Consider the following 17,376-nt stretch of genomic DNA (forward strand, 5'->3'; position numbering starts at 1 on the left):
GCCACGAGACCGCGCATTCTTTGGTGCCGGGTCGCTGTAGCGATTTGAATTGCTGCATGTTGTGTCCGAAGCCATGCAGTGGTGGTGCATCTCAAACATGCGGTTGGCCGGCTGATTTTGATAATGCCGTCTCTTGTCCGTTTCGATGATCGGACCTTATGGCGACCGGGTCGGTGCGCAGCGCCAAGGCAAACAGCATGGCTAGCGCCAGGGTGACGATGAGCGCCAGCACGCAGGCATTCCATCCAAGATGATCATAGAGTTGCCCAACCAGCAGGCTGCCGAGGAGACCGCCGGTGTAATAGGAGGCGAGATAGGCCCCGCTGGCTGCTGCCTTCTCCGTGTCAGCGATGCGGCCGACCTGGCTGGTTGCAAGCGCCTGGGCGAGAAAGGTGCCGATTGCGATCAAGGCAAGACCTGCAAGCACCACGCCGAGGCCGCTACTCAGGAGGGCGATGAGTCCGAGGACGGCGAGGAAGAGGGTGACAATGATGCCAGCTCCGGCGCCGAGCCGACGCGCGATCAAACCGCCAAGCGGTGTGGTGAACAGGGACGGCAGGAAAACGAAATAGACGAGGCCGAGCTGCATCGGCGAAAGCCCGAGCTCGACGAGACGAAAGTTGACATAGGTGTATGTCCCTATGAACACGAAAAGGATCAGGAAGCCGATGGCGAGCACGCTCTGATGGCGTCGGTTGTCGAGTGCCGAGCGCCAGCTCCCGCTTATCCCCCGTCCGCGCCGGTCCGCCATCATCCGCTCCGTCCGCTTCAATGTGGTCCAGACGAGGGCCGCGCCGGCGAGGTTGAGAAGCGCGAAGGTCTGGAAGTTGATCGACAATCCGCCGAGATCGGCAACCGCAGCCGAGAGAATGCGGCCAAAGAGGTTGCTGGCGACATTGCCGGTGACATAGGCCGCAAGCGCGCCCGTTATCCGCTCCGCCGGGAAGCGCTCCGCAAGATAGGCCATGGTGAGGGTGAAGGCGGTCGCCATGCAGAGGCCCTGCGCCACCCGCAGGCCGGCAAAGAGCGCGATGTCCCGGGTCGTCGAGAGCAGCGCGGTCGGGACTGCGAGCAGTGCGAGACTGACCCAGATTCCGTTTCGCCGATCCACGTTGCGCCCGAACACGCCGACCACAAGACTGGCGAGCGCCATGCCGAAGGTGCTGGCATTGACCGCGAAGCCCATGGTGGCCCGGCTCACATCGAATTCGCGTTGCAGTGACGGCAGGATCGCCTGGGCGGCGAAGAGGTCGACGAGGGTCAGGAATGCGATGAGGGCAATTATGCCGAAATGCCAGCGGTCGGCCGCCGGGCTTGCCAAGACGGACTCGGATGTCGGCAGCGAGACGCGATCGAGCTTCTCCATCACCTATGCTCCTTGGAAACGGACGCTTCCCGCCAGCGGCCGGAAACGTCCTGGGTGGGTGCGTTGCGACCTACAGCGCCGCGTCTTTTAAGACGCGCAAAGATCGCTGTAGGTCTTTGACTTGGCGCATCGGTTCCAATCTCGGGCCGAGAACGGCGGACGAAGAGAAGTGTGCGCAGTCCCCGCCCGCATCCCGAACTAACGCCCTCAAAACCGATCACGTGTATGTTTCAGCTCATCCTGAAATCATCGTGATCCGGCTGCGGCTCACATGGTGTGGTCGTCGTCCTGCATTGGCGGGAGGATGTCGGCCGAGTAAAGGAGGGCCGGCTTCGAGCCGTTGTTCTTCCACCAATGGGCAAGTTCGCCGAACTCGGCAGTTGTTTCGCCAGCCTTGTGTTCGATCGGGACCTTGCAGCTGCTGCGATATTCGGTGATCGAGCCCTCGACGATCAGAATGTTGGCTGGACGTGCCTCATGCGAATGCCATGGCACCACGCCGCCCGGCTGGACGACGAGCTTGCGCAGACGCAAGGTGCTGCCCTTCCAATCACCGCCCTTTGGCGAAAGGTCGATCGAGGCGAGGACGTCGTCGGTGACGCCTTCCGGTGCGGTTGCACCCGGAGCCATGGCATCGGTCGCGACCTGGTCGGCCGGGCAATCCCCGGCGAAGGCTGGCATTGTGGTGAAGGTCGGGGCGAAAAGGCCAAGCGTTACAGCAAGGAGGGTCAGGCGGCCTGCGGTGAACTTCAAGGTCATGTCGGATTCTCCTTTGTGGGATCGCCGGAGATATTCCGGCGGCACGAGAAGAGTGCGGGAGATTTCGCCGACAAAGAAATGCCGCCTGTTTTTGAATTCCATAGCCCAGGGCTATCGCAGAAGAGAGGGCGCGCAGCCGCTTTTGCGGCCGAAGAACTGATCGTGTTCCGGTAGGATCAGGCGATACGCCGCATATCGATCCCGGAGTGCGGGGCGGCCCAGCCATAGGACTTCACCGATCCGACGAAGGTCGCGACGGCCGGCGAAAACCGCCGACCGGCAACAGTCACGAGACACACATCGCGCGTCACTTCGGGATCGGTAACCGGTCGCACCTGCAGCCCTGGAATGACCGCACTGTATTCGGGGATGAAGCAGATGCCCAGGCCACCGGCTACCATATTCTGGATCCAGTCCTCCCGCTCGCTCGAATAGGATATCCGCGTCTTGACACCAACGGACTCGCAAAGATCGGTAAGATAATCCCAGTATTCGCAATTCACACGCCGGAGATAGATTTCGCCGTCTATAGCCGTAATTGGTATGGCATCGTACTGGCAAAGGCGATGGCCGGGGGGAAACGCCAGCATGAATCTCTCGCGGAAAAGCGGCGTCACGTCGAAACGTTCGGGGAAGCGGTCGCTGCTTGCCATGATGGCGACGTCGATTTCACCGGACTCGAGCAGTTCCGACAGCCGGGCGGGCACGCCTTCCACAAGCTGAAGCTGAATGCCGCGGTGGCGCATGTTGAAGTCGGTGAGCAGGCCGGTAAAGCGGCGCGGCCCGATCGTGCACATGATTCCGACTTTGACATGTGCATCTTCGAGACAGAGAAAACGCGTAGCCTCCTGCCGGACGCCGGACAATTCGTCCAGAATCGACTGGAAGCGCGGCCTCAGCAGGTTTCCAAGATCGGTCAGATGGGTAAGGTTGCGCTCGCGTCGGAACAAAAGGCCGCCGACCTCGTCCTCGAGTTGCTGAATGGCGCGGCTCAAGGCCGGCTGGGTGACATTGCATTTCTCCGCCGCGCGCGTGAAGTTGCGGGTATCGCATACCGCCAGGAAATAACGAACGTGGTGAATGTCCATACCTGCCCCCCGAAAAGCCTTTTTGGCATGTTCTTCGGATCGGATCCGGTCCAAAATGTATGATTTCAGATACTGTGGCGATCCGCCCTTGAGTCTCGATTAATGCGAAGCGCCGCAGTCGAGGCGATGAATTTCCTTTGTGCGCGCCGCCTTCGCCAATGCAATTCACCTATCGAATTCATAGCACAGTGGCATTTCAGTTGAAATGAATAGAGCGCCATTCTCTTCCCCGGAAAAAGGCCCTTCGGCCCAAATGTGAGGAGACGTGGACATGCTGAAAAGTACCGCAGAAACCGACTCGATGCTCGGGCGCAGAGCGCTCGAGGGCCGCAGCGCCATCGTCACCGGTTCCACCAGCGGCATTGGTCTTGGCATCGCTCAGGCGCTTGCCAAGGCGGGCGCGGCGGTGATGCTCAATGGCTTCGGCGACCCGGCCGAGATCGAACGGCAGCGGGCCGAAATGGCGGAGGAAAACGATGTCGACATTGCCTATGACAGCGCCGACATGTCGAGCTCCGCGGCAATCCGGATGATGGTCGAGCGCGCCAGCGCCCGCTTCGGGCAGGTGGATATCGTTGTAAACAATGCCGGCATCCAGCACGTCGCACCGATTGCCGAATTCCCGGCGGGGAAGTGGGACGCGATCCTCTCGATCAATCTGTCCGCCGCCTTCCATCTCGTCCAGGCGACCTATGGCGAGATGCGCGCCCGTGGTTTCGGGCGCATCATCAACGTCGCCTCGGCCCACGGCCTCGTCGCCTCGCCCTTCAAATCGGCTTATGTTGCTGCCAAGCACGGCCTCGTCGGATTCACCAAGGTGGTGGCTCTCGAGGGCGCGGAATTCGGTATTACCGCCAATGCGATCTGTCCCGGTTATGTCTGGACGCCGCTCGTCGAACAACAGATCGAAGACCAGGCAAAATCGCATGGCATCGCTCGCGATGCGGTCATCCGCGACGTGTTCTTGAAGAACCAGCCCACGAAGCGCTTCGCAACGGTCGAGGAGATGGGCGCGCTCAGCGTCTTTCTCTGCAGCAGCGCAGCCGCGTCGATTACCGGGACTGCCATCCCGGTCGACGGTGGCTGGACGGCCCACTGAGCGAGAGGAAGAGAGCGATGAACAAGCACGCCACCATGAACATGCCCGTAGTTCAGGACGAGGAGATATCCTCCAGGGTTGCGGCGCGACCGCCGCGAACCCTCAATCTGGCGCTGCAGGGAGGTGGCGCGCACGGCGCTTTCACCTGGGGCGTGCTCGACCGGCTGCTCGACGAGCCGAGCCTTTCCTTCGAAGGCGTCGTCGCAACGAGCGCCGGAGCCATGAATGCCGCGGTCCTTGCCTATGGGCTGGCAGAGGGAGGGCGCAGCGGCGCGCAGAAGGCGCTTGCCAATTTCTGGCGCCGTATCAGCCATGCGGCCGCCTTCAGCCCGCTTCAGCCGAGCTTTCTCGATCGCATGACGGGCTCGAAATCATTGGAGCACTCGCCAGCCTTCGTCATCTTCGACATGGTGACGCGACTGCTGTCGCCCTACCAGTTCAATCCGTTGAACTACAATCCGCTGCGTCGGGTGCTTGAGCAGTCCATCGAGCTCGATGCGATCCGCATGGCGCGTTGTCCGGTCAAGCTCAATATCTGCGCAACCAATGTGCGTACCGGCAAGGTCAAGGTGTTTTCGAATGACGAGATTTCGATCGATGCCGTCATGGCATCAGCCTGTCTGCCCTTCCTGTTCCAGGCCGTCGAGATCGACGGCGAGGCCTATTGGGACGGCGGCTATATGGGGAATCCCGCGATCTTTCCGTTGATCTATAGCTGCGACACGCCGGACGTGCTGGTGGTCCATATCAATCCCCTGGAGCGAACGGAACTGCCGCGAACGGCAGGGGAGATCCTCAACAGGATCAACGAAATCAGCTTCAACTCCTCGCTGCTCCGCGAGATGCGGGCGATTGCCTTCGTGACGCAACTGATCGATTCCAAGGCCGGCGATGGCCTCGATCTGAAGCGCATCTTCGTGCACGGCATTTCCGACGACGAGACGATGAGAAACTTAAGCGTCTCGAGCAAGCTCAATGCCGAATGGGGCGCCCTCGTCGACCTGCGCGACCGCGGCCGAGAATGCGCCGAGGCGTGGCTCGAGGAAAACTATGACGCGATCGGCAATCGCTCCAGCGTCGACATCAGCACGCGCTATCTCTAGAGCGCGTTTCGATCTGACTGGATCAGATCGGCGCTCTAACGCTTGAGGCATGATCTTATCGATCCTCGTTTCACTCCGGTCGGATCATGCTCTAACTTAAGCTAAAGCTAGTTGCTCCAAGCGGAATCATAGCTCCATGCCTCATACGTTTCGATACGGCCCCCGTCGGTGGACTTCACTTCAAGCGAGGTCAGGTCTGTGATCTTATAGGTACGGCGCGTCCCGCAGACCGCGCCCCCATTGGCGAAGACCTCGACGACGCCGCGATCGAAGAACAACGTCAACCGTTCGAGCGTCAGCGGCGCTGAGCGGTACTCGATGTCACCATTATCCTCCGCCACGGCCAGCTCAAGCCGGCGGGCGCTGTGAGCCAACCTAAAGCTCTCCCCGTCGCTGCCCCGCGCGATGATCTGAACTCCATCCAGATCGCCTGCCAAAGACAACTCGATGGGACGCCCCGGTTCGCATGCGAATTGAAAAGGTGCAGACTGGGGAAGAGTGCGGGCGCGCAGGCGCTGGCAACCCTTCTCCGGCATCATTGTCAAATTGCGTTGGGCGTCGAGGCCGAGCACGCGCGGGAGCGACAGCTCCCCGCTATACGGCGAACCTCCTGGCTTGCGGAATTCCCAATTGAAGAGCCAGGCAAAAGCGATCTGGCGGTCCTTTGCCAGGAAGCTCTGCATCGCGTAAAAATCCGTGCCGAAATCCAACTCCTGCAAAGTGGGAGTCGCGGGCATGAAGCGGTCGCCCTCGAACGTGCCGACCTGTGCGTAAAGCAGGTTATGACGGCCGGTTTCCGGCTCAGTGTATCCTACAAAGCCGATCACCAGCACATGATGACAATCGAGCTCGAAAAAATCCGGGCACTCCACGCAGCGTGCGCCGTGCCGGCGAAAATGCTCGGGAGCGCGATAGAGGACGGACAAGAATTTCCAGTCCTCGCCGTCCTCGGACCCATAGAGCAGGACGGCCGGATCACCGTCGATCGCCGCGCCGAGGACCATCCGAAATGTGCCGCGGGCCGCATCGTACCACACCTTGGGGTCACGGAAGTCGTGGGCACTACCATCGGGACCGTTGACAAGCACCAACTTATCGGCATCCGGACGCAGGAGATCGGCCGATGGCAGCACTCGCTTCTGCACCTCCTTGTAGTCCTTGAACAGGTCGTAGGCCGGCAGTCGTTCTGTGTAGTAGAAGCTGAGCTTGCCCTCGGGGCCAACGAAGGCACTTCCCGAGAAGGCGCCGCCGGTGGCGCCTAGCGACCAAAGATTCTGTTCCGGATGCAGGAAGATCGGCAGATGGATCCAACGGTAGAGATCATCGCTGACGGCATGGCCCCAGTGCATGGGTCCCCATTCGGATTCAACGGGGTGGAACTGGTAAAAGAGGTGATAGCGGCCGTCGACGAAACACAGCCCGTTCGGATCGTTCATCCAGGCCTGAAACGGCGAGAATCTGAGCTGCGGGCGATTTGCATCGCTCTCGTACCACTCCGGCCAGGATGTCCTCGGTCGAGCGATGACGCGGCCATCGCGCAACTCCAAGAAAGTCACGCCTTTCTCAGCAACGTCGTCCGGGTTGAAGCTGTAAAGCAGTGGAATTTCAATGGCGCCATGGTCCCATTCTAGCGTGAGCGGACCGGCCGCATAATGAGTATAGGAATAGAATTGAAAATAGGGCGGCAGCCGCGCGATCCGGTAAACGACCCGATCGCCGGCACGCAGAACGAAGGCATCGGCGTCATCCTCCGGAGCTGATTTTCCAGGCTTCTTCCGAGCCCAGATCTCGAACCGCACGCCGCGCTCAGCATCCAATTGCGCCCTGTTCTTCATTCGATGGCCTTATTGATGATTCTTTCCGACACTGAATTTCGAGAGTCAGCGTTTGATTTATATTGAAAGTTCCCCATTTTTCCCGGGAACTGGGGTGCCCCTAAATGCATTCTTTGTTTTGTCCATCTCAACCTGTTCGTCATTCCCTGAATCTAGGACTATATTACGTACAGACCCTTTTTGAACTAGTACAGACGTTACTTCAAGCTCCTTCAAATTGCTAATTGAAAGCAACGCTCCCACTTGTGTTGAAAAACAGGCACTGTTTGGTGCATCATTGGTGTGCGATATTTCGGTTGTGGCCACGATATGATTATTGGCTATGTAATTGCCGATACCGGAGACAACGTTGATTATCACCGGCTTTACGCCGGCAGGCTTGACATATTCGGTATCTATTGTTTCCGAGATGTGGTTCGCAATTATCGAATTGTTGCTGCCGTCGATTTGCAAAAGTCCGAACAGATCATCCAAGCCGTTATCGTACTTCTGCATCGGTGCCCACGGCTCGCGATCTCGCAAAAAGTGATTTGAGGAAACCAAATTTTCGCAACAGTTGGCAGCAAAAACCAACATTCCGGGATAAAACGAATGGAATCTATTTCCTGTGAGCGAGGAACGCACCACGCCGGAAAAATAGACACTGCTGGCACCTCGAGGGAATACGTTGTTTGAGGATACTAGAATGCCTCCGTAATTTTCGGCATAAATGGAATGCCCTCTATATCCGGCTCCGACAAAATTATTCGCAATTCTTGAGGCCTGCCCCATACCTTTCAGTTCGATACAGTTCCCGCACTCGGCAATGAAGTTGTTGTCTATCGCCAGCGCATCTGCATCATAAACAATAACTCCATGCTCCAGATAGATGAGACCCATTCCCGTTATTCGGAATGAGTCATTGGCGCTACCTACATATATTCCCGTTTTGCCATTCTTGTATGTATTTTCCGGATCATTTTGCTCCGAACCATCACTAATGAAGTGCAAGCCATCGATGCAAAAGTCGGCAAACTCCACAGAGCTTATGCGAGGATTCCCAGTTCGCTTGACATAAAATGCAGCTCCGGCAGCCTCACCGTCGGCGGCATCTGGAGAAATGTCCACAAGCATGCGACTTCCGCCCGGCCACACTTCGTGCCAGCGTGCCGCCTCGTGTGCGGGTGTGTTGAAACGGATGCTCGAAGACGTAAAACCGTGTCCGGAGCCCACAATTTTCAGATAGCTCACGTCTATAACGACTTGAGTGGCAAGACGGTAATCGCCCGGCGGTACATAGATTACTGCTCCAGGTTTCCCGCCGTCATTTTGATCGGAAACAGTTTGCCTGCTTTTAATATCCGCAATGATGCTATTGATGACCGCTCCAATATCCTCATAGGGATTACCCACCGGATACTTTGTCACGTCGTAACAGTTTTCGCTAAGTATTGTTAATGTCTTCTCGGACATTTCTTACTCCAGAGCGGTAGTAGACTGATGTTCTTGATCGGCTTGTTACTTGCAAACTGACCGGGTAACGCGTTCAACCAGCTCTCCCACTGGGTTTCCTAGCTGGAGACCCGAAGGAGCCACAGGCGATGGGTGGCGACACAGGGCTCGTCACTCTTGTTTTCTCCCGGCTATTCCATCACCAGATGCTGGTGCGGGTGACCGGTTCAAAGAAGTGAAGTTCTTCGGCATCGACAGCGACGCGCGCGATGTCACCTGCGCGTACTGTGCTCTTCGGAGAAAAACGGGCTACAGCAGCTCTTTCGTCGCCAATATCGGCGACGGCGTCCGAGTCGCCAGCATCCACCCAAGGTGCGCCGATATTCAGATGCACCATGGATTCAGAGCCTAACGCCTCAACAAGAGTGACTGGGGCCGAGATCTCGGCCGAAGAAGGGCGGATTGCCGCGTCGTTCATGTGCTCGGGCCGGACTCCGACAATGACCTGACGGTTAGACGCACCGTTGAGAGAGGGGCGATATTCGAAGACCCGCTCAGGGACTTCGAAACTGTTGCTGCCCAGCGTGAGGGTCCTTCCATTCAGAACGGCCTCGTACAAGTTCATCGAGGGGGATCCGATAAAGGCGGCGACAAATACATTGCCAGGGCGTTTGTACAGGTTTTGCGGTGTATCGACTTGCTGCAGCACGCCGCCTTTCATGACAGCTACGCGGTCGCCCATCGTCATCGCCTCGACCTGGTCGTGTGTCACGTAAACCGTGGTGACATTCAGTTTTCTTTGGAGGCTGGCGATCTCGGCGCGCATCTGCACGCGCAGCTTGGCATCCAGGTTCGACAACGGTTCATCCATGAGGAAGGCCGCCGGTTTGCGGACGATCGCTCGTCCCATGGCGACACGCTGTCGCTGACCTCCTGAAAGGAGTGCCGGCCTACGGTCGAGCAAAGTCGTCAATTCAAGGGTGCGTGCGGCTTCGTCTACGCGGCTCGCGACTTCGGCCTTCGGCAGCCCGGCCATCTGCAGGGGAAAGGCGATATTTTCGCGCACTGTCTTGTGGGGATAAAGCGCATAGGACTGGAACACCATGGCGATGTCGCGATCCTTGGGATCGACATCGTTAACTAACCTGCCACCAATCCTGAGTTCACCGCTAGTAATGCTCTCCAGGCCAGCGATCATCCTGAGCGCCGTTGACTTTCCACATCCTGACGGACCGACGAAAACCATGAACTCGCCATCCCTGATGTCGAAGCTCAGATCGTGCAGAGCGTGAAAGCTGTTTCCGTAGACCTTGTTGATATTGCACAGCTCTATGGCGGACATGCTTCTGCCTCCCTCATCCCTTTACAGCGCCGAATGTCAGGCCGCCGACGATCTGTTTTTGAAGTGCGAGCGTTACGACGATTACGGGAAGCGAATAGAGCACCGCGGCTGCGGTCATCGCTCCCCAGGCAAGCCCGTAGACCGAGTTATATTCGGCGATGACGATCGGAGCCGTTTTCGTAGCCTCCGAAGTCAGCAGCAACGCGTAGAGGAACTCGTTCCAACTCGTGATGAAGGTGAAGAGCGCAGTCACTGCGATCCCACCGATCATGACCGGAAGGACAATCTTCCGGAATGCCTGGAAACGTGTGCAGCCATCCATGCGTGCTGCTTCTTCGAGTTCCTTCGGCACGCCTTCGAAGAAGGCGGACATGAGCAACAACGCCAGCGGGACGGCAGCCGAGGTGTGGGCGAGAACCAGACCCGGAATCGTATCGAGCAGTCCCAGAGACTTTAGTAGCTGAAACAGTGGCACACCGAGGGACACCGACGGCACCATGCGCGTGACCAGCGCAAACAGCAGGAACAGGGTGGTGATCCTACGCCGGTACTGCGTTGCGACGTAGGCTGCGGGGACTGCCACCGCCAGCGACAGTACGGTTGTGAGCACCGCCACCGTGAGCGAGCTTGCGAACGCCTTCGGCAGAGCCGACGATTGCAGCACTTCGCGAAAGTTTTCGAGCGAGACCACGGCAGGCAGGAAGCTCGGCGGAATCTGCTGGACATCCGCCGCCGGCTTGATCGAGGTCATGAGCAGGTAGACGTATGGCAGCGCATAGGACAGAACGAGCACGAGGGCTGCCGCGTTGACCAGGATGCCATTGATATTGAAGCGGCGTGCCCTACGCATGAGCCGGCCTCCATATCTTCCAATATGCGGCTGCAGCGAGAAGCATCATGACGATCAGGAACAGGGCCCCGGATGCCGAAGCCTCGCCAAGATCGCCGAACCGAACCATGCGCTGATAGATGTTCATCGAGAACACCTCCGATGCGTGATTGGGGCCCCCTTGCGTCTGTATCCAGATGAGGTCGAAGGTCTTGGCCGCATCTACAGCGCGGACGATGACAATGACGGCGATAACCGGACGCATCAGAGGCAAGGTGACGTGCCAAAACCGATTGAACGCATTCGCGCCATCGATCCGGGCAGCTTCGAGCAAGTCTTTCGGAATGTTCGTCAATCCGGCGTAGGACACGAGCGCGACAAAGGAGGTCGTCAGCCAGATATCGGCGAAGGAAACGGAATAGATGACGATGTCCTCGTCGGACAGCCAGGCGATCGCATCGGGGTCTGTGATAATGCCAAGATGAACGAGCCCATAATTGAGAATGCCAATGTTGCCGACGAGCAGGAAGCGCCACAGCAGGCCGGCGACGATCGGCGGCACCATCAGCGGCAGGGTGAAGACCGTGCGATGCCAGCGCGATCGGCCAGGAAGTGCCGAAAACAAGAGAGCGGCGCAAAACCCGAAGGCAAACTCGAAGAACAGGGCAAAGACCGAATATTGAATCGTTCTCAATGCGCTTTCGGCGACGCGCTTGGAGGTTAGCGCGTCGATATAGTTCTTGAGCCCGACCCACTCCCTTATGTGGGGGGTGATGGTGTCGACCTTGAAAAAGGAATCAAACACCAGGAGCCCCACCGGGTATGCGACCAGCAACCCCAGGATGGCGAACGCCGGCGCAAGCATGCAGAGCACAAATCGGTCTTCACCCGACATGGCTGTCTCCGAAAGCTGATGATAGGCGGAGGATTTTCTCCTCCGCCGGCGATGCGGATATAGAGTTAGTTGAGGATGTCCTCGATCGTTTCCTTGGCATCCGTCAGCACCTCGCCGACATCCGCCTTACAGGTCAGGGCCTGTTGCACGGCGGGAAGGACAGCTTCATCGACGATTTCCTGATATTTTTCGTTCATCGGCCGCCCTTGGGTCGCCGGCGCACTCAACGTCTCGAGCAGCGGCGTGAAATGCTCATATCCCGGCTTGCCGGAATAGCTGCGATAGGCGGAGTTCGTCGCGGCGAGGCCGAGTGGCGCTTCGATGCCCAATGCATTGTTGGCGATCGCGAAGGCTATGAATTTCTTGGCTGCGTCCTTGTGCTGCGACGTCGAAGGAACAACATTGTACCAGGGCCCCGGAATGGCGGCGATTCCGGCATCGCCCGCCAGCATCGGTGCAACGCCGACCTTGCCGCTGACCTTGGAATCCGCAGGCGTCATCTTGTAGGCGTGGGCCCAGAATTTCATCATGGCTGTCTTGCCCTGATAGAACAGGTTCTGAGCCTCTCCCCAACCGATCTCATTCACATTCGCCGGCACCGATTGATCGGTGCAGCGCGGGGCGATGTAGAATTCGAGCGCCTTCTTGTGCGCTTCGTTGTCGATGATGACTTTGCCATCCTTGTCGAGGATCACACCGGGTGAACCCGCCTGAAGCACATGCGCCATCCACTCTTCGGAAAAGGTGCCGATGGTGTCAGTGCCCCAGAAGTCGGTTTTGCCGTCGCCGTCCGTGTCGCGGGTGAAGAACTTTGCCATGTCGCGCCATTGTTGCCAGGTCTTCGGCGGAGCAAGGGGATAGCCATACTTGTCCTGGAACGCCTTCTGCTCCTCCGGTTTTTCAAAGAGGTCCTTGCGAAAAAAAACGATCTCCGCATTCGCCCAAGCGGGCATTCCGATCATTTTGCCTCCAACCTCGGCGTCGGCGAGCAAAGCTGGTGGCAGATCCTTGCGAACCGCGTCGGTGAAAAGGGGTGAGAGATCCTCGACATGGCCCGCGAATTTGGCATTCCAGACAACATCGATCGTAACAACATCGAACGCCGATGAACCGGAGGCGATCTCGGCCGAGAACTTGTCAAATACGCCCTGGTAGGGGACGACCGTGAACTTCACCTCAATGCCGGTCTCGGCGGTGAACTTATCGGCTACGGCCTTCTGCAGCATCTCGCCGCCGCCTTCGACCAGGATATTGATGGTTTCGGCATTCGCCGGCGCCGCCATGAAGATGAGCGCAAGCGCGCTGGCTGAAAGCAAATTCTTCATAGAGATCCTCCTCTCTTTCAGTGAGGCTCTCACTCCAGCCTCCGATGAAGGCCACCATAATCGGCGCATGACGACGTTGTCAACGCCGATTGTCGACGTTGTCATGAAAGTTGTCGACGTTGTCATTCCCTTGGTGTAAAACTGCTTTCGGATGGAAGGATTCCCATATGGTCAGCATCGTCAGTGTCGCTAAAGCGGCAGGGGTCTCGAACAAGACCGTGTCCCGTGTAATCAACGGCGAACCGCATGTGACCGAGGACACGCGAGAAAGAGTGGAAAAGGCCATTCGGGATCTCGGCTACATTCCCAACATGGCCGCGCGCCAAATACGCTCAAGCCGCTCCAACACGTTCGGGATCATCACGGACTATGTTTCCACGACGCCCTATTCGGTGGATATCGTGCGCGGGATCCAGGATTGGGCCAATACGCATGGAAAAAGCATCCTGATGGCAAACTCCGGCGGGTTACCGGGAAGGGAGGCGGAAATCTGGAAGATGTTCCAGTCCCACCGTATCGACGGGGTGCTTTATGTGACGATGTACCATCGCGTCGTGGATCCCGAGGCCGGCGATGTGAGCATACCGACAGTAATGATCAACTGCCGGCCGCAGACGAGCGAACTCTTGCCATCCATCGAGCCTGACGACTTCCAGGGCGCCCGGGACCTCACCCGATATTTGCTTGAACGGGGACATCGAAGGATAGGCTACATCAGGCTCAACCCGATTCTGCTCGGCGCAGAACTGCGCCTCGATGCCTTCCGCCGCACTGCAAAGGAATTCGGCCTTGCGGAGAGCGACCTCTCCATTCGTCTTGGAATGGAAGGTCCGGTCGGAGCGGAGGAGAATTACGTGTTTGCGGCAGCCTCCGAAATACTGCAGCAAAAGGATCGTCCGACCGCGATCATGAGCGGCAATGATGAAATGGCGATCCAGATCTATATTGCAGCTTTGACGTTGGGACTGAGAATCCCGCAAGACGTCAGCATTGTTGGCTTTGACGATTTCAGAACGGTATCGTTGTCGCTGAAGCCCGAACTGACCACCGCGGCATTGCCGTACTATGATCTCGGTTTCCAGGGTGCCGATTGGTTGAACAACGTCATTTCTGAAGAAAAGGTGCGCGCGAGTCGTCGTGTCATCTCGTGCAAACTTGTCGAGCGTACATCTGTGTGTGCTCTGTAAAACTGATGGAGCGATGCCGCCCGCGATCAATCCAGACGACTAGATTCGGGTCTTCCTCAATCTGCGTAGTGATGAGAGTTGTTGAGTGGCAGCAAGCGTGCTCCGTGGAGCTCCGGGCCTGCTCTGCCATTCACGTTTGATCGTCTTCAGGCGGATCATCTGGCCTTCTGCCTGGCCGTTGCTCCAGGGGAGTTCGATGGCGTTGCGGACGGCGCCGATGTCACGGCGCAGGACCCGCGCGAACCGGACGATCGGCGTGAGCCCGGAGCTGACGGCATCCTCGATCCAAGCGTCTAACTAACCCGTTCCATGCCCCTCCCACGGCAGCCTCGCCCCCCGATCCGGGGGGCTTTTTCGTAGGCAGGGTCCGCGCGTGGCCGCCTCTCTCAACGGATAGGCCGGACCTATCGAAACGATGCCCGAACAGCATTTCAAAGAGCGCGAGCCGTCTGCGAAGCTTGTCTGCATCAGGCCGATACCCGGTCTGAACAATGTCAGATCCAGGAGATGTTTCATGATCAACAATCGCACGCTCATCGGCTCGGCGCTTGCGGCCATCGCATCGCTGTCGGCCTCCACGGTATCCGCCGGGCCGGCTGCCCAGCCCGAGTTCTCGTTCGAGAAATGTTACGGCGTCGTCAAGGCCGGGCAGAACGATTGCCAGACCGCAACCCATTCCTGTGCGGGCACCTCGACGATGGACGATCAGGCCGATGCCTGGATCTACCTGCCGGCCGGCACCTGCTCAAAGATCGCCGGCGGCAACAACGCGCCGAAGGCCTGACGGCCGGCGTCTTCAGCAAGACTCTAGAAGGGAGTAGACCGATGCCCAAGACGTTTCCAACCCACCCGGTGCCGTGCGCTGCGGGCATCGGCCTCCGTTCCATTCACATCGCAGAAGTGCTCGCCCGCAGACCGTCTGCGGGGTGGCTCGAGGTGCATGCCGAAAACTACATGGGTCAGTCGGCGGCCGTCGACGCGCTGGAAAAGCTGCGGGAGGTCTATCCGCTATCGGTGCACGGCGTCGGCCTGTCGCTCGGAAGTGCATCAGGGCTTGACCTGGACCATCTCGAGCGGCTGCGGCTTGTCTGTCAGCGCTTCCAGCCCGCGCTCGTCTCCGAGCACCTCGCCTGGAGCGTCGCCGACGGCGATTATCTCAACGATCTCCTGCCGCTTCGCTATGACGAGGAGGCCCTTTCCGTCGTCTCTCGCAACATCGGGCTGCTGCAGGAAACGCTGAAACGGCGGGTCTATATCGAAAATCTGTCCGCCTATCTCTCCTTTGAAGGCTCCATCATGAGCGAGGCCGAGTTCCTGGCCGAGCTCGTCCGCCGCACGGGCTGCGGATTGCTGCTCGATGTCAACAATGTCTATGTCTCGGCGAACAATCTCGACTTCGATGCTGCGGCATTTATCGATGCTCTGCCGGCCGATGCGGTCGGTGAGATTCATCTCGCCGGCCATGCGGTGAACGAGGCCGATGGCGACGTCATTCTCATCGACGATCACGGCTCGCGCGTACCACCCGCCGTCTGGTCGCTCTATGCCCATGCCATCCGCAGGATCGGGCCCCGGCCGACGCTGATCGAATGGGATACGGACGTGCCGCCGCTCGACGTGCTGCTCGGCGAAGCCATGTGGGCGGACATGCTTGCGCGCAGCATCGCCTTCGACGCCCGCCCGGAGGAGCGAAAAGCCGCGCCCGACAGCCGTTTCGCAGCAATGACGCTGCCTCGCCGCGACGACGCGACAGGCATCCGCTTTCCGGCACTTGCCGCGATCGCAGCCCTGCAGGCGGCCTGCCGCGGCTGCGGCGCTGAGGAATGCAGGAGGGCTCGCCATGTCCTCCATTGAGACGATGCAGAGCATTGTCGCGCGCGCGGTGCTCGCGGCCGAACCCGCCGATGTGCTTCCGCTGCTCGCGCCGGGACGTTTCGATCCCGCAAGGCGACTCGCCATCTATCGCAACAATACGCGCGCTTCGTTGATCGCAACTCTGAAGGTCGTGTTTCCAGTGACGGTGCGGCTCATCGACGAACGCTGCTTCAATTACGTCGCGGGTCGCTTCATCCGAAGCAACCCGCCGAGGGAACCGCGGCTATCGCGTTACGGGGCAGATTTTCCGGCCTTTCTCGCTGGTTTCGAGGCAACCGCCGGCATGCCCTTTGTCGCCGAGACCGCGCGGCTGGAGTGGTTGATCGCCGAGGCGCTCGACGCACCGCTCCAGCGGCCATGCCGGCTGATCGAGCTCTATGACGGGCTTTCGAACAGCTCGATCGGGTTGACCCTGCAGCCGTCGCTGCGGCTTCTCCTGTGCCGCTGGCCGGCCTTGAACATATGGGCTTCGCACCAGCCCGGCGCGGATGTCGACCGGCTCGGTGAACTCCAGCGCAAAGCGGAGCGGATCGCGCTCTGGCGACACGGCGAAACCATCCGCTTCATGCGGCTTGACCCCGCGAATTTCGCTTTCTGGCGCGCGCTGGTGCGCGGGCTTGGACTGGAGGCCGCGGTCTCTCGCGCCTGCCGCCATGCGCCGTCCTTCGATATCGCCCGCGCGCTGACGGGTCTCTTCGTCGGCGAGCTCGTCACCGCCGTCAACCATCATCTGAAGGCATTTTCCAAAGAGGAGGAGAGAGTGTCATGACTACAATGCGCATCACCGGGGCCGGTGGCTCCAGATCCATCGTCAAGCTCCACAACCTTTTTGCGGAGCGGGCGACCGCCCTCCCACTGTCGATTGTTCAGCTGGCCGCCCGCATCGCCGTCGCCGAGGTGTTCTGGCAATCCGCCCAGACGAAACTCGCCTCCTGGCCGGTAACGCTTCAGCTCTTCGCCTTCGAATATCGCGTGCCGCTGATCGATCCCGGTCTTGCGGCGGTCCTTGCGACGGCGGCGGAACTGTCGGGAGCCGTGATGGTGGCGCTCGGCGTGCTCTCGCGGCTGGCGGCTCTGATGCTGCTCGGCGTCGTAGCCACAATCCAGATCTTCGTCTATCCCGGCCATTGGGCCGAGCATCTGATGTGGGCGAGCCTTCTCCTGCTCATTCTGTCGCGTGGGGCCGGGTTCCTCTCCGTCGACCACCTCGTCGCCCGCCGTATTCGTGCCGGGAGATGAGGC

At 59.1% G+C, this 17,376-nt stretch carries 16 protein-coding genes and 1 pseudogene; 7 read left to right on the forward strand and 10 right to left on the reverse strand.

What is annotated here, in order from left to right; all coding sequences use genetic code 11:
• Positions 1-91: 91 nt before the first annotated feature.
• The 3 genes from AC4P1R_RS24510 to AC4P1R_RS24520 form a co-directional block, all read right to left on the reverse strand.
• Positions 92-1,366, reverse strand: coding sequence for an MFS transporter (locus AC4P1R_RS24510; protein ID WP_492178133.1), 1,275 nt, complete (start codon positions 1,364-1,366; stop codon positions 92-94).
• A gap of 267 nt (positions 1,367-1,633) precedes the next feature.
• Complete coding sequence (locus AC4P1R_RS24515; protein ID WP_151613057.1) at positions 1,634-2,125, reverse strand: cupin domain-containing protein; 492 nt, start codon at positions 2,123-2,125, stop codon at positions 1,634-1,636.
• A gap of 176 nt (positions 2,126-2,301) precedes the next feature.
• Positions 2,302-3,213: a LysR family transcriptional regulator gene (locus AC4P1R_RS24520; protein ID WP_151613058.1), complete on the reverse strand. Its 912-nt coding sequence runs from the start codon at positions 3,211-3,213 to the stop codon at positions 2,302-2,304.
• 271 nt (positions 3,214-3,484) lie between these two features.
• Here AC4P1R_RS24520 and AC4P1R_RS24525 point away from each other — a divergent pair, with 271 nt between their 5' ends.
• Together AC4P1R_RS24525 and AC4P1R_RS24530 are read left to right on the forward strand one after the other, a co-directional pair.
• Positions 3,485-4,312 carry a 3-hydroxybutyrate dehydrogenase gene (locus AC4P1R_RS24525; protein ID WP_492178134.1) on the forward strand — a complete coding sequence of 276 codons (828 nt, stop codon included), beginning with the start codon at positions 3,485-3,487 and terminating at the stop codon, positions 4,310-4,312.
• 17 nt (positions 4,313-4,329) lie between these two features.
• On the forward strand, positions 4,330-5,415 hold the full coding sequence (locus tag AC4P1R_RS24530; RefSeq protein ID WP_151613060.1) for a patatin-like phospholipase family protein: 1,086 nt from the start codon (positions 4,330-4,332) through the stop codon (positions 5,413-5,415).
• A 107-nt stretch (positions 5,416-5,522) separates the two neighbouring features.
• Here AC4P1R_RS24530 and AC4P1R_RS24535 read toward each other — a convergent pair whose 3' ends face one another.
• The 6 genes from AC4P1R_RS24535 to AC4P1R_RS24560 all read right to left on the reverse strand — a co-directional run bounded on the left by AC4P1R_RS24535 (position 5,523) and on the right by AC4P1R_RS24560 (position 13,072).
• Entirely contained in the window at positions 5,523-7,250 is a 1,728-nt protein-coding gene (locus AC4P1R_RS24535) for a GH32 C-terminal domain-containing protein (protein ID WP_492178135.1), read from the reverse strand.
• Positions 7,251-7,307: 57 nt separating this feature from the next.
• Positions 7,308-8,681, reverse strand: coding sequence for a NosD domain-containing protein (locus AC4P1R_RS24540; RefSeq protein ID WP_492178848.1), 1,374 nt, complete (start codon positions 8,679-8,681; stop codon positions 7,308-7,310).
• A 199-nt stretch (positions 8,682-8,880) separates the two neighbouring features.
• Positions 8,881-10,023: an ABC transporter ATP-binding protein gene (locus AC4P1R_RS24545; RefSeq protein WP_151613063.1), complete on the reverse strand. Its 1,143-nt coding sequence runs from the start codon at positions 10,021-10,023 to the stop codon at positions 8,881-8,883.
• Between the two features lie 13 nt (positions 10,024-10,036).
• Positions 10,037-10,873, reverse strand: a complete 837-nt coding sequence (locus AC4P1R_RS24550) for a carbohydrate ABC transporter permease (protein ID WP_151613064.1) — start codon at positions 10,871-10,873, stop codon at positions 10,037-10,039.
• A complete protein-coding gene (locus tag AC4P1R_RS24555) occupies positions 10,866-11,747 on the reverse strand; it encodes a carbohydrate ABC transporter permease (protein WP_492178136.1) in 882 nt (293 codons plus the stop codon). Before AC4P1R_RS24555 ends, AC4P1R_RS24550 begins: the two co-directional genes overlap by 8 nt.
• A 65-nt stretch (positions 11,748-11,812) precedes the next feature.
• Positions 11,813-13,072, reverse strand: a complete 1,260-nt coding sequence (locus tag AC4P1R_RS24560) for an ABC transporter substrate-binding protein (RefSeq protein WP_492178137.1) — start codon at positions 13,070-13,072, stop codon at positions 11,813-11,815.
• Positions 13,073-13,239: 167 nt separating this feature from the next.
• On the opposite strand from AC4P1R_RS24560, the gene AC4P1R_RS24565 reads away from it, so the two are divergent.
• Positions 13,240-14,259, forward strand: a complete 1,020-nt coding sequence (locus tag AC4P1R_RS24565; RefSeq protein ID WP_151613067.1) for a LacI family DNA-binding transcriptional regulator — start codon at positions 13,240-13,242, stop codon at positions 14,257-14,259.
• Between the two features lie 56 nt (positions 14,260-14,315).
• Here the strand turns inward: AC4P1R_RS24565 and AC4P1R_RS24570 are convergent.
• A pseudogene (locus AC4P1R_RS24570) lies at positions 14,316-14,556 on the reverse strand (transposase); the annotation flags it as partial.
• A gap of 217 nt (positions 14,557-14,773) precedes the next feature.
• Between AC4P1R_RS24570 and AC4P1R_RS24575 the strand changes: the two are divergent.
• Genes AC4P1R_RS24575 through AC4P1R_RS24590 form a run of 4 tightly spaced genes read left to right on the forward strand, consistent with a single transcriptional unit; the run spans position 14,774 to position 17,373 of the window.
• Positions 14,774-15,043 (forward strand): BufA1 family periplasmic bufferin-type metallophore, encoded by a 270-nt coding sequence (locus tag AC4P1R_RS24575; RefSeq protein WP_069457002.1) that lies wholly within the window; start codon positions 14,774-14,776, stop codon positions 15,041-15,043.
• Positions 15,044-15,084: 41 nt separating this feature from the next.
• Positions 15,085-16,113, forward strand: a complete 1,029-nt coding sequence (gene bufB, locus AC4P1R_RS24580) for an MNIO family bufferin maturase (RefSeq protein ID WP_492178138.1) — start codon at positions 15,085-15,087, stop codon at positions 16,111-16,113.
• The gene (locus AC4P1R_RS24585) at positions 16,100-16,903 is read left to right on the forward strand and encodes an HvfC/BufC family peptide modification chaperone (RefSeq protein WP_492178139.1); all 804 of its coding nucleotides are present in this window, start codon (positions 16,100-16,102) and stop codon (positions 16,901-16,903) included. The genes bufB and AC4P1R_RS24585 overlap by 14 nt, the downstream gene beginning before the upstream one ends.
• The gene (locus AC4P1R_RS24590; protein ID WP_151613070.1) at positions 16,900-17,373 is read left to right on the forward strand and encodes a DoxX family protein; all 474 of its coding nucleotides are present in this window, start codon (positions 16,900-16,902) and stop codon (positions 17,371-17,373) included. Before AC4P1R_RS24585 ends, AC4P1R_RS24590 begins: the two co-directional genes overlap by 4 nt.
• Positions 17,374-17,376: the final 3 nt, after the last annotated feature.

Source organism: Sinorhizobium sp. Y406, from assembly GCF_058732025.1.